At 51.7% G+C, this 16,267-nt stretch carries 12 protein-coding genes; 2 read left to right on the top strand and 10 right to left on the bottom strand.

All coding sequences use genetic code 11. The annotated features are described in order from the left end of the window. The first annotated feature begins 107 nt into the window (after positions 1-107). Positions 108-2,003 carry a carboxypeptidase-like regulatory domain-containing protein gene (locus tag CRO74_RS09710; protein ID WP_144035892.1) on the top strand — a complete coding sequence of 632 codons (1,896 nt, stop codon included), beginning with the start codon at positions 108-110 and terminating at the stop codon, positions 2,001-2,003. A gap of 361 nt (positions 2,004-2,364) precedes the next feature. On the opposite strand, the gene CRO74_RS09715 is transcribed toward CRO74_RS09710, so the two are convergent. The 10 genes from CRO74_RS09715 to CRO74_RS09760 form a co-directional block, all read right to left on the bottom strand. Next, entirely contained in the window at positions 2,365-3,201 is an 837-nt protein-coding gene (locus tag CRO74_RS09715) for a sulfate/molybdate ABC transporter ATP-binding protein (RefSeq protein ID WP_097125749.1), read from the bottom strand. After that, the gene (gene modB / locus CRO74_RS09720; protein WP_097125750.1) at positions 3,198-3,863 is read right to left on the bottom strand and encodes a molybdate ABC transporter permease subunit; all 666 of its coding nucleotides are present in this window, start codon (positions 3,861-3,863) and stop codon (positions 3,198-3,200) included. The genes CRO74_RS09715 and modB overlap by 4 nt, the downstream gene beginning before the upstream one ends. Before the next feature lie 9 nt (positions 3,864-3,872). After that, positions 3,873-4,616: a molybdate ABC transporter substrate-binding protein gene (gene modA, locus CRO74_RS09725; protein ID WP_097125751.1), complete on the bottom strand. Its 744-nt coding sequence runs from the start codon at positions 4,614-4,616 to the stop codon at positions 3,873-3,875. Positions 4,617-4,826: 210 nt separating this feature from the next. Further along, entirely contained in the window at positions 4,827-6,107 is a 1,281-nt protein-coding gene (locus CRO74_RS09730) for a sensor histidine kinase (RefSeq protein ID WP_097125752.1), read from the bottom strand. Beyond that, positions 6,104-7,474, bottom strand: a complete 1,371-nt coding sequence (locus CRO74_RS09735) for a sigma-54-dependent transcriptional regulator (RefSeq protein WP_097125753.1) — start codon at positions 7,472-7,474, stop codon at positions 6,104-6,106. Before CRO74_RS09735 ends, CRO74_RS09730 begins: the two co-directional genes overlap by 4 nt. A gap of 80 nt (positions 7,475-7,554) precedes the next feature. Then, a complete protein-coding gene (locus CRO74_RS09740) occupies positions 7,555-8,709 on the bottom strand; it encodes an ABC transporter permease (RefSeq protein ID WP_097125754.1) in 1,155 nt (384 codons plus the stop codon). 5 nt (positions 8,710-8,714) lie between these two features. Continuing rightward, positions 8,715-9,962 (bottom strand): ABC transporter permease, encoded by a 1,248-nt coding sequence (locus CRO74_RS09745; protein ID WP_097125755.1) that lies wholly within the window; start codon positions 9,960-9,962, stop codon positions 8,715-8,717. Between the two features lie 101 nt (positions 9,963-10,063). After that, positions 10,064-10,726, bottom strand: a complete 663-nt coding sequence (locus tag CRO74_RS09750) for an ABC transporter ATP-binding protein (RefSeq protein ID WP_097125756.1) — start codon at positions 10,724-10,726, stop codon at positions 10,064-10,066. 82 nt (positions 10,727-10,808) lie between these two features. Beyond that, positions 10,809-12,269: a TolC family protein gene (locus tag CRO74_RS09755; RefSeq protein ID WP_097126081.1), complete on the bottom strand. Its 1,461-nt coding sequence runs from the start codon at positions 12,267-12,269 to the stop codon at positions 10,809-10,811. A gap of 12 nt (positions 12,270-12,281) precedes the next feature. After that, positions 12,282-13,541, bottom strand: coding sequence for an efflux RND transporter periplasmic adaptor subunit (locus CRO74_RS09760; RefSeq protein ID WP_097125757.1), 1,260 nt, complete (start codon positions 13,539-13,541; stop codon positions 12,282-12,284). Between the two features lie 390 nt (positions 13,542-13,931). On the opposite strand from CRO74_RS09760, the gene CRO74_RS09765 reads away from it, so the two are divergent. Further along, a complete protein-coding gene (locus CRO74_RS09765) occupies positions 13,932-16,220 on the top strand; it encodes a GH92 family glycosyl hydrolase (RefSeq protein WP_097125758.1) in 2,289 nt (762 codons plus the stop codon). Positions 16,221-16,267 lie beyond the last annotated feature (47 nt).

Below are 16,267 nucleotides of genomic sequence, written 5' to 3' on the forward strand. Positions count from 1 at the left end.
ATATAGCCAGTCCAGATCAAAGTCGCCGTGACAAACCACTAGACATATCGTCAAACCAAGTGGTCAATCAACGAAGCATTTATTTGTACTCAATCTCCCCACTTTTGATGAAACTAGTACTTCTTGCAGTTTGCCTCGCCCTCTCATTCATTGGTTCGTGGGCGCAGTCGGTCACGGGCAGCGTGGTGGATGCCAAAACTGGGCGGCCTCTGCCGGGCTGCTCGGTGCGGGTGGGCAGCCAAGGCACGATTACGAACGAGGACGGCAAGTTTTCGTTGAAACTACCAGGGGCATCGGTTGCCAAAACGTCAATTACGTTCTCAAACCTGGGCTACGCCAGCAAAGTTGTTCCTTACACGGGGCTGTCGAAGCTGACCATTGCCTTAAACCAGAGCACAACAGCGTTAAATGAAGTCGTCGTACACAGTAGCGCACGGGGTATTGTACGGAGTGCCATCGATAGGATACCCGCTAACTACCCCACTAAGTCGTTTATGATGCAGGGAATGCTGCGCGAGTACAACCGGGTCAGCAAAACCGATTACCTCTACCTCCTCGAAGCCCAGCTCAACGCCCATATTAAGCCCTACACCAGTAATGATGAGCCAAAGGTGGAAGTTCTGCAAAAAAGAAAGCAGGTATTCCGTAACCTCGACTCAACGCTGTTCATACACTGGAGAAACACCGCTTATGTCATGGATATCGGCGACTTTGTGCATAACAAACCTGCCTTTCTCGACAAAAAGAAAATGGCAAATTACGCCTACGAACTACTCGACGTGACCAGTCTCGACGGTCAGACAGTTTATGTGATTGGCTTTAGTCACAAAGCCGACAAAGCGAAGCAGCGAGGCAAGCTATTTATTGACGCGCAATCGATGGCGTTTGTGGGTGGTGAGTACAGTGCCCCGGTAAAACCGGACAAAACCGGGGCCGAAGCCGTGGATGACACGAGCGAGCGATCTACCAAAACGTACTACCAGCCTTCCGGTGGGAAATGGTACCTACGCAATACTACTATTTCGAGAACATCGAATCTAATGTCCCGGCATTCCGAAATTTTGGTAGAGTTTTTCAGCACCGGGATTGACACAACAACGGTCCAGTCTATTGGCTACGCCCGGAACATGCAAAAACTGGATATTTTGCTCCATAAGCCCATTGCCTACGATAGTCTGTTTTGGGCGCAACAACCCGGCACGGTACGAAATGACGATCTGGAAGCCTTTCTTCTTCAGCGGGATACCAGTGCTGTTGTTGCTCCATCAACTAATGCCTTGCAAAAAGCAGCCATCCCCCCCGCAAAGCTACCGGCTCCTCTGGTGAAGGTGTTGACCTACATTGTTCGGCATGTTCACGGGGGGTATGGGTTGAGCACGTTACCGGGTCTGGTGAATGGCGGCACAGTTGGTATCGCCAGGGACAACTCGGCCCAATTTAGCATCGATCAGCAGCGTAGCATATCGGTCCTCCACAGCTACGGCATTTACCTCAGCCAGCGGCTCGACCTGCCCTACCGTTTTTCGATCTATAATCAGAACAGCACCAACTTTGGGTTGGGGGGCATATCGAACCGGGCCAATCTGCTTGGCCTTTCCCATACGATAGTCATGAACCGGCAGCACCGGCCCATTCGTTTTCTACCCTTCATCGGTGTCGAATCGGTGCGGCTGGCGCGGTCCTTCGACGACATAGTTGCTTATCCAGATTATCTGGGCAGCATCCGGCTCAGAGGTGATGCCGTCGAGCCGATTCTGGAGAAGCGTTACCGTAATCTAGCTTATTCACTGCAAACGTCCATTGAGCTTAAGCGACACCGAAAACTAACCATTGGGCTGACCTACCGGGTACCCCTGCACGAATCGGACCGGCTTTATCTGAAAGAGACGGGGGGTTTGCCATTGTTCCGACGGAAACGCGAGATCAACAATCAGGACAATCAACGGGCGTTCATCAACAGTTCATTATCAATCATAACCTACCAAATTGGTCTAAGCTTTTAATTCTATGGGCCAGAAAAGAAGTATGCAACCACGAAACCAGTGGTGTAAACGAACCAGAATGATTTTGAATGGAATTTGATAACGGGTTATTGGTTGACAGGGACGCTTAATGGCAATAAAGAGGTTGAACAACCTTATCGAACGCTCCCAACTGAAACGCAGGTGCGCTCTTTTTGTTACCGCTCAAAACACTAAGTTAAATCATGCTTAACTTAATGTCCAGTTAAATGTAGCAAGTCCAAAGCAAGCAAAATAACGACTTCGTGATCTGATACAGACTTGCGAAGTCATATTTGTCTGGCCCTCTAGCTACCTGATGTAAAGCTTAGAAGCTAAACCGTTTGGCAAACCCCTATTTCAGCTAGCCATTCCTATCTGGCTTACGGGCAGATAGCTGAAGCAAATCCCCCACTTTCCACTGTTCCCAGGCTGGATTGGCGGAGCGTATTTGGGTGGTTGCTGTCTCGATGACCCACAGGCTTAACACTTCGTCATACGTGATACGCGTTATGGGTTCTGCAACGGGCGTCGTAGACAAACGCTCGTCCCTGAGGCTATCAGACTGGATACGTCCCTGCATCAGTTGAACGACCCGATCCGCGAGGGCCTTCACATCGGCTGCGTGATGGCTGACCAACAGGGTTGTTGTGCCCCAACGGGTATGTAACTCAAGCAGTACCTGCCGAAGCTGTTGACTGGAAGTCGAATCCAGAGCCGCAAACGGCTCATCGAGCAATAAGAGTTTCGGTTGGCGGACGAGGGCGCGGGCGAGGGCTACCCGCTGGCGCTGCCCGCCCGACAAGGCTGCTGGCCTGGTGTTGACGAAAGCATTTAACCCGGTTGCGCTGATTAATTCCTGCAAAAAATCGGGCTGGTCTTTTCGGGCGGCAAACTGAATATTTTCCAGAACGGTCATGTTAGGGAACAGGGCCGTATCCTGAAATACAAAGCCAATTGACCGTTGCTGCGGAGGTAGATTGACCCGATTGCTTTTATCCAGCCATACCTCCTCATTGACCGTAATACGTCCCTTCGACGGATTTTCTAGTCCGGCCAGTAATCGCAAAAGGGTCGTTTTGCCAGAGCCCGACGGGCCGATCAACGCGGTGAGTGTTCCGGTCTGAATGTCCAGCCGGACCTGTAGGTCGCGGGTTCCTTCGGTAAACAGGCGGGGCATGACAACGTCCAGATGAATCATACCGTAACCCGTTTATTGATGGCGTACACCAGTAACAGTATGGCAAACGAAACGCCCAGCAAAAGGGCCGCGTAGGCGTGGGCGGTTTCGAAATGAAGCTGCTCCACTTCGTCGTAAATCGCGATGGAGGCCACCCGCGTTTGCCCCGGCAAATTCCCGCCAATCATCAAGACCAGACCAAATTCGCCGATGGTGTGGGCAAAGGTCAGAACAATTCCGGTAAGCAACGCTGGTTTGCAGTTGGGCAGCAACACCCGCCAGAACGTTCGTGTTGGCGATTGGCCGAGGGTATAAGCCGCTTCCCGCCACGAAACGGGAAGGTTTTCCAAACCGGCCTGAATCGGATGAACCATAAACGGTAAACTATAGAGCAATGATGCCACAACCAGCCCCTCAAACGAAAAGACCAATTGAATATCGACCGTTTTCAGCAGCCAGGCACCGAGCCAACTCGTCGGGCTGAAGGTGAGTAACAAATAAAACCCCACGACCGAAGGCGGCAACACCAGTGGCAGGCTGATGAGTGCTTCGACTACCGGCTTGAGCCGAAAACGGCTAAGTGCCAGCCATCCAGCCAACGGCACGCCGATCAGGAGAAGTAAAATGGTGGTTACGGAGGCTAAGCGCAGGGTCAGCCAAATGGGTTCCCAGTCGATGGGCATGAGAAAAAATCAGGAAGCGGGTGAACGGTAACCAAACTGCTGCAAAATACGCCGGGCTTCCGGGCTACGCAAAAACTGAACGAACTGCCGGGCCGCTTTCGCCTGATTCGTGCGTTTCAAAATCACCACGCCCTGCGCAATGGGCGAATAACCCGTTTGCGGCAAATCGACCCAATGCCCTTTCCTGATCAGGCTGGGGTCGAGCACCACCGATTTTGCCGTAAACCCCATCGCGGCCGCGCCCGATATGACGTACTGGTTGACCTGTGCAATACTTTCGCCGTAGACTAATTTGGGCTTTACCTTGTCCAACAGCCTTTTGCGTTTCAGATACGAAATGGCGGCTTCGCCATAAGGAGCCGTTCCCGGATTGGCAATGGCGACATGCCGAACAGCGGCATTGGTTAACACACTTAGATCAGCAGTCACCGGCAGTTCGCCTGTTGTCCAGAGCACCAGCGACCCGTACGCGTAAACCACCGGCGCATCCAGCGTCAGACCGGCTTTGTACAACGTCTGCGGGTACTTCATATCGGCCGACAGGAACACATCATAAGGGGCACCCTGCTGAATCTGGGTGGTGAGTTTGCCGGACGAGTTGACAATCGTTTCCAGTTCTATAGCCGTCTTTTTCTTATAAGCCGTCTTCAACTCTTCCATCACAAACTGGGCATTCGCTGCCACCCCTACCCTGAGCGATTGCGCCAGGAGGGTTATCGGGCAAAGGAGAAGACAGAGAATTAGTTTTTTCATAAGCTAAAACGACTATCGTTGTATTCGCACAAATATAACGATAGTCGTTAAAAGCCCGCGTTTTATGTTATAATGAACGATGGCGCGAGGCTCCTGCCTCGTGTCTGCTATTCTCCGGCCTCTGGCCGGTAAGTCACAATAGCTAGTTTATACCGGCCAGAGGCCGGAGAATAGTAGACACAAAGCCAGAGCCTTGCGCCATCACGGCCATCACACAAACTCAACCCGGAACTCCGTCCAGCCGTCCTCGTTTGTTTTCAACGAAAACACAAACTGATGGCTGAGGAGAATCTCGCGGGTGAGGGTCAGGCCAATACCCTGCCCTTCGGGTTTGGTGCTGTAGAACGGATTGAATAAGTTGAGGGCTACCTCCTCGGGGATTGGTTGCCCGTTGTCGCGAATCAGCAGGGAGGTCGGGGTGTCGATGACTTCCACCCGTTGTCCGGCTTCGCAGGCGTCGATGGCGTTTTTGATAACGTTGATCAATACCTGCTCCATCTGCTCAATATCGACCAATTGCCAGTTCGTTTCCGTCGAAACGGCCACCAATGAAACGCCTTTTCCAGCAGCCTGGGGTTGTAACAATTGCACCACGTTACGGACCAGTTCATTTACGTTTACAGGGCGTTTTTGGGGTTGCGGCAGGCGGACAACATCGGCAAAGCGGCTCATGAAGCGATTGAGCCGGTTATTTCGCTCAATGGCGACTTTAATAGCGTGTTTTACATCCGGCTCGTTCACGTATGATGTCGTCACATCGAGGATGGAATTGACGGCACCAATGGAGTTGTTAACTTCATGGGCCATCATCCGGATCACTTTGCTGTACGATTTTCGCTCGGTAGCCAGGATTTCGGGCGTTAGCTCCTCGATAATGAGAAATGACCGCCGAAAGCCACGATCCATGAAATTCGACCGAAGCACTTTAAACGTCTCAATCCCGTTCGGCTTCATCACCTTCGACTCTCCGTCGGCCAGATCGGCCATCTGGGCCAGCAACGAAAAACCAATCTCCGACAGTTGTTTGCCAACGACCTGATCGGGCTGCACCGATAGCAGTTGGCTGGCTCTGGGATTGATGGACGCGATATTGCCATCGAAATCAAAGATCAATATGGCGATTGGGGCCGCTTCAATGAGCTTGTTCAGGAAAAACTGCTGCTCGACCTGCCTAGTACGCTCCTGCCGCAGCTGGTCGATCATGAGGTTGTATACGGTGATGAGTTCATCGACCTCCTGATTGCCGGTCGGCACGAACTTGACGGTAAAATCTTTATCCCGAATGGCCTCGATACCCGACGCAATAAACTCCGACGGCTGCTGAAACGCCCGATAGATCCTTATAGCCACATAACCCGATATAAGAATCAGGACTTCCGACGCAATGAACAGGAGCTTATTCTCCCGCAACTCCCAGCCAATCAACCCCACGAGCACGAGGTGCAGCAGGGTAATGTAAATCAGGTAACGCGTTCGCAGGGGTAGCTTCATTCCTCCGTAGTGTAGGGAATGCCAAATTTCTCCAATCGGCGGTAGAGTGCAAAACGGGTGATGCCTAGTGCCCGCGCCACTTTCGAGACTCGATTTTGATGAAACGCCATAGCTCGCTGAATCATTTGGTACTCCATTTCTTCCAGCGTCATCGTGCCGACGTCGGGCATTGCCCGTGGGGGTTGGCTAATTGCGCCCGATGTTAGGTTTCGCTCAAAGTCGTCCGGTTGCAATTCATCATTGGCCGACAGCAGTACGGTTCGCTCCACCACGTTTTTCAGCTGACGGATATTTCCGGGTAGCGCCAGATTTTTCAACCACTTCTGCGCGGCCGAACTCACTCGCAGATCAGGCCGACCGTATATCGTTTTCAGGTTATTGACGAAATAGGTAACCAGCAGTGGGATGTCGCCGGGACGTTCGCGCAGGGCGGGGAGCCGCACCGAGATCAGGTTGATCCGGTAAAACAGATCTTCCCGAAACTGGCCCTTGCTCACCATCTCCTCCAGATTTCGGTTGGTGGCACAGATGACGCGTACGTCTACCGTTCGGGATTTGCTGCTGCCCAGCGGCTCAAAAGTGCGGTCCTGCAACACCCGCAGGAGTTTAACCTGACTGGCGGGGTCCAGATCACCGATTTCATCCAGAAAAATAGAACCCTTATTCGCCAGTTCGAAGCGCCCTACCCGATCGGTTTTGGCATCGGTGAAGGCGCCCCGCACATGACCGAACAACTCACTTTCAAACAGTGTCGATGAGATACCGCCCAGATTTACTTTCACAAACGGCTGGCGATGCCGACGGCTGTTCTGGTGAATGGCCTCGGCAATGAGTTCTTTGCCGGTGCCGCTTTCGCCGGTGATGAGCACGGGTGCATCGGTGGGGGCTACCCGCCCGATGGTCGTCAGGATGTCGAGCAGCGTGTGGTCTTCCCCAACGATGTTATCAAACCGAAACTGCTGGTCGAGCTTCCGCCGGCTGGGTGACGAGGTTGCCGTTTGGGCCAGATTAAGCGCCGTCCAAACCGACTGCACCAGGTGGTCATTCTGCCAGGGCTTCGTGATAAAATCCTTCGCTCCTGCTTTCATCCCCTCCACCGCCAGGTCGATACTCCCCCAACCGGTAATCAAAATGACCGGCACATTAGGCATCCGCTCCCGAAGCCGACGCAGTAATCGCATACCATCATCGCCGGTAGTAGACACCGAGAAGTTCATATCGAGCAATATCAATTCGGGGGTTTCCTGATCCAGCACCTCAAACGCGTCGAAGGGTCCATCGGCCACGCGCACGGCGAACCCTTCTTTCCTGAAGAGCAGAGAAAGGGAAGTCTGAATGGCAATATCGTCGTCGATGATGAGGAGCATGGTTTAAAATGGATAATGTAAAACGAATAATGGTTGAAATGGGGTGTTATTCATTTTACATTATCCATTTTACATTAAGTTTATTCTTCGTGTAAAGCCGTGGCCGGTTGAATGCCTGCTGCCTGCCGACTTGGGAAGAAGGCACACAGGGTGACAATTCCGTAGATGATCAGCATGGCAATCAGAATGGCTGTCACATAGGTGCCCGATTTGACGTCAAACACATTGAGCAACGGAAATTGTGCGGCAAACAACAGCCCGATCAACAGCGCGAAGGTAGCCAAAACCCATATTTCGCCGATGAACTGAGTAGAGATTCCGTTGCCCGTTGCGCCCAGCGCCCGACGTAACCCTATCTCGCCCCGGCGTTTGGCAATGCTCAGATTTAACACACCGAACAAGCCAAGCGCCACGTTGATCAATAAAAAGCTACTGACAATCAGGGCGATGATGATGGGCACGAGCACGAGGTTGTGCTGATTTTTGCGCGAGTCCGTCAGATAATCTACCTCTACATTCCAGCCCGTCATCATGGCGGCAATTTCCTTCACCAGTTTAGCTTCGAAGACAGCGTCGGTACCAGGTTTGACTTTCACCAACACGGTATCGTTCCAGGTAGCATCGGGCTTAAATAACTCAAAGACAGCGGGTTTGTCCGACATAAACTCACCCTTTGATTTAAATGTATTCACGACACCAACCACTTTGAACTTTTCGCCAATGATTTTCCCCAGTGGATTTTCATTCTCGAACAGTTCTTCTTTTACCTTCTGGTTAATGACAAGTGGCGTGTATTTACCAACGCTGTCCGCATACTGGTACCACTTTCCTTCCGTTACGGCGATGTCGAGCGTTTTGGCGAAGTTTTCGTCGGTTGCGTAAAAATCGGCCATCACTTTTCGCTTGTTATACTCAATACCGTTGTTCATGGTATTGGCCGAAAACGGGAAATTGCTGCTCATGCGCGACACCGACTCGACTTCAGGGTAGGCCTTCAATCGTTGCGTCACCCGCTGAAGTTTCTCGGCGATAGCAACAGTATCCTGGTTACTCTTCAGCCCAACGGCCCAGACATTTTCGTACGTAAAGCCCATCGGCTCACGATAGTTGCGCACATTGACAACGATCAGCGTTGCCAGCCCGAAAAGCACCATAAACGAAGCCCAGATCTCGACGATCAGCAGCGCGTGGGCTTTCTTTTTGTTCCAGATTAATTTTAGCAGATGAGAGATCATGGGAATTAAGATTTAAGCGCTTCGGCAATGTTTAGTTTCGACATGCGGAGGGCGGGTAATACACCGGAGAGGAGGCCAAAGAGCAGGCATACGACTATGCTGATTACGAACACATACAAATTTATCGTCAGGTCGGCATAGGCAATCATGCCGCTGGTATTGATCAGATGGATGACGATGAATGTCAATATCAAGGCGATCGCCCCACCGATGAACGTAATAAAAATGTTCTCGACAATAAACTGCCACATGAGGGTGCGAATGGGTGCCCCAAAGGCTTTTCTGATACCTATTTCAGAAGCCCGCTCCATAATGCGGCTCACATTTATATTCACCAGATTGATGGCCGGTAGGCCCATTAGCATAAACAGGACGAAGAAAATGATGCCGAAAAAGATAGCTTTCATGCCTGGATTTCCGTTCAGGATCGACCCCAGAAAATTTTCCAGATAGGGTACACTTTTCACATCCATGACCGCAAACTTAGTCCCATCCTGAATAATGGGCAATGGAATCCGGTCGATATGACTTTGAAACTCCTCCTGAATGGCTGGCAAGTCAGCTTTATCTTTTCCCAGGATCATAGCCACATAACCGCCCCGCATTCCGGTGCCCTGGTAATTACTTTTGGGAGCGGTATATGGAAAGAAAACATCAGCATACGTAAATGGCCGGGTAACCGGGCTGGCTTTCACCACGCCAATGACCTTGTAATGAATGTTTTCAATTTCGACATCCTTGCCCACGACAGGCTCGCTGGAATTCTCAAAATAGTGCTTTTTGAAATCATCGGTGATGACCGCTACGTTGTCGCCATTTGCAATATTCTGTTCGTTGTAGGGTTTGCCTTCCAGAAACTCAAAGCTGGTCACCTGCCAGAAATCAGCATCGGTAAACTTGGTGTTGAGCTTGATTTTCTGCGAGCCGACGTAGGCATTCGAGCTATTGATAAAGGTTGTGATCGTAACACGCTCCGCAGTTTTCAGCGACTTGGCATAATCCGTCAAAAACTTGAAACTCATTGGGCCATTACTACTCGATGTCCGGCTCGAATCCTGAAGATGCATTTGCATAACGTACAGGGTTCGATCCCGCTTCGTTTCGGGATAATGGCTCCCGATCAGGTGGTCGAGAAAGGAGGTCAATACCATCAGAACGGTCAGCGTGAGGCTGATTCCGAAGAGGGTGATAAAGGTGTAGAACGGATGCCGCAGCAACACCTTCCAGGCGATTTTTATGTAGTTCAGTAGCATATTTTGTACCCGACAGCATGGCACCGGCCACCCGGCCTGCTGTCGGTGTGTAATTGATATATTTTAAATAAACGCCGACAGCAGGATGCTGTCGGGTACATTCATAACACTTGCGTGCCGTCAAAAAGGCGGATGAGCCGGTGGGTACGTTTGGCCATTTGTTCGTCGTGGGTGACCATGACGATGGTGGCGCCCTCCTTGTTGAGGTCCTGGAGAATAGTCATGATCTCGTTGCCCATGGCGCTGTCGAGGTTACCCGTTGGCTCATCGGCCAGAATAATATCGGGATTGCCGACGATGGCGCGGGCAATGGCGACGCGTTGCTTCTGCCCGCCCGACAATTGCTTCGGGAAGTGCTTCATTCGGTTGCTCAGGCCCACTTTGGCGAGGGCTTCTTTGGCGTACTCCTGCCGGGGTTTCCCGTTCGTGGACCGATACAACAGCGGAATCTCGACGTTATCGAGCACGGTCAGGTCGTTGATGAGGTGGAAGCTCTGGAAGATGAAGCCGATTTTCTGGTTGCGCAATTTGGCCAGTTCCTTGTCGGTGTACTTCATAACCGGCTGGCCATCCAGTTGCACGGTTCCACTTGAGGGTTCATCGAGCAACCCCATGACGTTGAGCAAGGTACTTTTGCCGCAGCCCGATGGACCCATAATGGACACGAATTCCCCTTTTTTGATGTCGAGGTTGATGTTGTTCAGCGCCAGCGTTTCGATGGTGCTGGTTCGGTAGACTTTTTCGATGTTCTGGAGTGATATCATAATTTTTGGCGTTGGGCAGGGGGCGGAGGGCATGGAGCTAGGGGCGTGGCGAATTTGCCGGATTTTTACCCTATGCCCTCTGCTAGTTTATTTTCTGGTTCAATTCAAAATCATATAATGTCAGCAAACGAAGCGTGTAATAGGCCTGCCAGTAATCACGCAGAGCCAGAATCGCGTCACGTCGGGCGCGGTCTTTTTCCTGCGTGGCGATGCCCAGATCGGTTACACTGAGGTCGCTGAGCTTAAAGCGGTCCTGCGCAATCTGGTAGCGACTCTGGCCGATTTCATCAGCTTTGGCCGTGAGCGTCACCTGCTGCCGAAGCATCTGCAGGAGCGTTACCTGGGTGAAAATCTCCTGCTCGAATGTGAGCTTATCCTGCTCTACCGTTTGCTGGGCCAGTTCGCGGTTCGCCTTCGCCGTCTCGACAATAGCCTGCGCCCGGCCCCAGGTCATGATGGGGAGCGTAAATTGAAGGGCAATGTATTCGCGGTTTTGCGGCCGAACGTAAATGTCGCCAAAGTTCGGTCCCTGATTGGACAAGCCGTATCCGGCGGTCAGGGTGGCATTCAGGCCGTTATTTTTGCGAGCTTTCTCCAGATCGCGTTCCGCTTCCAGCAACCTCCGCCGAAACCCGATGGCCCCCGCCCGATTAGCAACCGCTTCATTGAGCGCCCGCTTTACATCCACGACAAATTCAGGAATCTGATTCGGAATGGCCAGTTCAAGCGGAGCCGACTGCCCCGCATTCTCATTTCGGTAACCCACAAATGTTTTTAGCCTTAGCGATGCCACAGCCGCCGTTTGCCGTGCAGAGGCCAGGTCTTTTTCGGCATTCAGCACACTGAGTTGTAATTGGAGTAAGTCGTTTTGCGATATTTTACCCAGATCGAGTTTATGCAGGGCTATCCGGTACAGTGTATCATTGTTGGCGCGGTTTGTTTCGGCGATTTGAAGGTTCACCTGCGCCACCAATAGGTCGAAATACAAAGTCGTAGCTGAGAGTGACACCTGTTCCAGCGATTCGATCAATTGCTGATTTCCCTCGGCAAACAACAGCGGCTGAACTTTCTTTTCCCAACGCATGGGATTGAACTGAAACAGGGGTTGCGACAGGCCGATGCCAAACGGAATACCATTGTAGAGTGTATTGTTCTGAATAAAATTATCGAACCGCTGAATCTGCTTCTGGACGAAAATCGTCCCACCCGTTGGGGCAATGGTCTGGCTGAGTGATAAATTTAGTATCGAGTTATTGTACGAAACTGGCTCAAACCGAATGTTTCCATCGGGCTGCGTCACCTGTATGTACGAGCGGGTGAAGTTTGGCAGGCCCCCATCCAGACTAAGCTGCGGCTTGAACTGCGCCAGGAACGACCGGTAGGCCCAGATGTTGGTCCGTTGCTGCGTATTGGCCCGCTTAGCAGCCACCGATTGCCCCTGTGCGAGTTGAATGACGTCGGTTAAGGTGGTTAATTGGGTTTGAGCGAGTAGCTGGCTGGGGAGCCAACACAGGAAAATCAGCAGATAATAAATACGAGTCATAACCATCTGGATTTAGCGTTTGGGGTCAATGGTGATTTCTTCCAGATTCTCGTACTCGCTCAAATCCGTCAGGATCACCTGATCACCCGCCTGTAACCCCGACTTTATCTCCACAAAATCAAAGTTCGACAGGCCGAGGGCCACCTCCCGACGTTGTGCCACCAGGCTCCCTTTCGGCAGTACAAATACGTATTGTTTCCGTTTGCCTTTAAACGCCGGGCCGTTGGCCACCCGAACCGCCTTCGCTACCCGGTCGGTGATGACGAATACCTCCACTTTCATGTTTGGCCGCAGGGATGCGTGGTGGTTGTTGTCGAGTTGGATAACAAACTGGACGATGCCGTTTTTCACAGCGGGTTTCACCTGGGTAATCAGCCCCCGCAAACTGGTTTCGTTCAATTTGATAGTCACCGGTAGCCCCACTTTTATCTGATCCGCATACACATCCGAGCACGACCCTTCGACCCGAAAACTGGCCAGGTCGGCGAGTTTGGCCAGCATCTCCCCCTCGTTGACGGCCGAACCGATGTTTTCATTCACCCAGGTTAGTACGCCCGGCCGGTCGGCAATGATGTCGGCCTGTTTGAGTTTGTGGGTTAATTCTTTCAGGTTTTTCTCTTCGATCTGCGCCTGTAAAGTCGTTTCGCGGAGGCTGGCGCTCATGGATTGCCGGTTATAAGCGAGGTCGTTTTCCAGTTGTTTCTTTTCCAGTTCGGCAACCCGAAGTGCGTTTTCGGCACGGGTCACGTCTTCGCCGGTGCTCCCCCCTACTTTCTGTAATCGTCTGGCTCCTTCCAGATCAGCCCGGAGCCGGTTGATGTTGAGCAGTTTTATCTGGTCGTTGACTTCGGCATCGTACAAGCTTTTGTTGAGTTTCATCCGCAACTGGTCGATGCCGTTGCGTTTCAGGGCCAGCTGATCATTGAGTTTTTCGAGTTCGATTTCGGTCAGGGATTTGTCCATATCCAGAATCGCCTGACCGGGTTTAACCGCCGTACCGGGCGTGAGCAACACCCGACGAATGCTGGCCCGAATGGGGCTGGTGTAGATTTGTTCGTAAGCCGGAATAACTTCGCCGGTGGCATTCAGCGAATTTTCGACCGGCCCCACCTCTGCCGTCGCCGTCCTGATTTTGTTGGCATCGATAGAGGTCTTGAGTGCGTTCCGCGTCCAGGCAATCACCAGAGCCAGCGCAACCACGACCGTAATCCCAACGATCCAGTTTCGGTTGCGGCCACGATTGGCAATTTCCGGGGCAAGTTCCTTATCCATTTTCTGTGCAGTTTCTCACAGATAGATAGCCAAACAGCGTGCCAGCTGATATTGCACTAATAGTCAACCAATTAGCGAAAACTAACAATTGAGGAATTGTGCGATTTCGCACAGTTGGTTATGATTTCGCACGAATATCAGGCATAAAAAAATCAGTTAACCACGGAGACGGTCCGCCGTGCCACAGTTCTAAATGCCCTTCCCTAAAAGCCGATTAAACAAAGGTTTTGAGAAACCTCACAAGGCAGATTTAAGAATCTGCCATCACAGAATATCCAATGATTTTGTGGTTTTTAGCCCTTAGCTTTACAGACTGAGTGCGTTTTCCAAAAACCATCAAAACTATCTCTGTGAATCTCCGTGTCTCTTTGTGAATCTCTGTGGCAAAAAATGATGAAAATTAGCTTAACAATCCTTTTCCAATTTCTCGCACTTTTCTCCTTCGCACAACAGAACCTCGTCCCGTTTGTCCACCCGCTGATTGGCACCGAAAAAATGGGGCATACGTTTCCGGGAGCCACCGTTCCTTTTGGTTCCGTCCAGCTCAGCCCGGATTCCGATACGCTTTCGTATGAACTGAATGGAAAATACAACGGCAAGGTGTATAACTATTGCGCGGGGTATAAGTACGAAGACAAAACAATCGTCGGCTTTAGCCATACCCACTTTAGCGGCACCGGCCACTCCGACCTGGGCGACTTTCTGATCATGCCCACGCAGGGAGCTTTACAGCTTAATCCAGGCGTAGCCTCCGATCCAAGAACCGGATACCGCTCGGCCTTTTCCCACGCCAATGAAGTGGCCGAAGCGGGCTATTATAAAGTCAAGCTCGACGACCACGCCATCACGGCCGAACTGACCGCTTCGAGCCGGGTTGGTTTTCACCAGTACACGTTCCCCAAATCCGACCAGTCGCACATCATTCTGGACTTGACGCACGGTATTTACAATTACGAGGACAAGGTTGTCTGGACGTATGTGCGGGTCGTGAACGATACGCTGATAACGGGTTACCGCCAAACCAACGGCTGGGCCCGCACCCGAACGGTCTATTTCGCGCTGTCGTTTTCCAAACCCTTCAAATCCTACGGCCAGAAAAATCTGGATAAAGCGCAGGTCTACAAAGGTTTCTGGCGCAAGTTCGATCAGACGAAGAACTTTCCCGAGATAGCGGGCAAACGAATACGGATGTATTTCGACTTCGACACGGAAACGGGCGAGAAAGTAAAACTAAAAATGGCCTTGTCGCCAGTGAGTCAGGAAAATGCGCTGGCGAATATGCAAACCGAAATTCCCCACTGGGATTTTGAGCAGACCAAAGCCAAGGCGCAGGCCGACTGGAACCGGGAATTGAACAAGATCCAGATCGACGCGTCGGAAACGGACAAAGTAAATTTCTACACCTCGCTCTACCACTCGTTCATCAACCCAACGATGTACATGGATGCCAACGGGCAGTACAAAGGGCTGGACCAGGGCGTGCATACGGCCAATGGCTTCACCAATTACACGACCTTTTCGCTCTGGGACACCTACCGGGCACTGCACCCGTTTTTCAACCTCATTCAGCCGGGACGCAATAACGACATGGTGCAGTCCATGATGAATCACTACGACCAGAGCACCTTGAAAATGCTGCCGGTCTGGTCGCACTACGCTAATGAGAATTGGTGCATGAGCGGCTACCACAGCGTATCGGTCGTGGCCGATGCGATTAATAAAGGCGTTTACAAAGGTGATGCGAATAAAGCCCTCGATGCCTGTATTGCTACCTCAAACCACCGAAGCTACGAAGGTATTGGCGACTACATCGACCGGGGCTACATCCCATCAACGGCAAATGGTACCTCAGTATCGAACACGCTGGAGTACGCATATGACGACTGGTGTATTGCCCAACTGGCGAAGAAACTGAACCGGCAGGATGTGTATGATACCTATCTGAAACGGTCCGAGAACTGGAAGAACGTCTATGACAAATCGATCGGTTTCATGCGTCCCCGACTGGCCGATGGCTCGTTCAAAAAGGAGTTCGATGTGTACAAAACCGATGGTCAGGGCTTCATTGAAGGTAATTCCTGGAACTTCAGCTTTTTCGTTCCGCAAGACCCAAAATCGCTGATGGAGACAATGGGCGGTGCTAAAAAGTTTACCACCCGGCTCGACTCGTTGTTTTCAATGCATTTGCCCGATGAGTTTTTCGCCGAAACGGAGGACATCACCCGCGAAGGCATCATTGGCGGCTACATCCACGGCAACGAACCGGCTCACCACATCGCCTATCTGTACAACTGGACCGGCCAGCCCTGGAAAACGCAGGAGCGCGTTCGGATGATCCTCAACATGCAGTACAAATCGACGCCCGACGGGCTGGGCGGCAACGACGATTGCGGGCAGATGAGCGCCTGGTATATGTTTTCGTCCATGGGTTTCTATCCCGTAGCGCCGGGCTCTGAGGTATACTCACTGGGCAGCCCATCCGTCAAAAGTGCCCGGCTGAATCTGGAAAACGGCCAGACGTTCACCATCGAAGCCATCAATCAGGGTGATAAAAATGTGTATGTGCAGAAGGTAATGCTGAATGGCAAGCTGCTTGCAGAGCCAACCATTAGCCACTCGGACATTATGAAAGGCGGGAAACTGACGTTTTACATGAGTAATAAGCCAGTGAGAAAGTGAGTGTGACCACCCCCAACCGAAGCGTCGGACCGCCCCCTCCTTTCTTC

Source organism: Spirosoma fluviale (assembly GCF_900230225.1).
Taxonomy (GTDB): domain Bacteria; phylum Bacteroidota; class Bacteroidia; order Cytophagales; family Spirosomataceae; genus Spirosoma; species Spirosoma fluviale.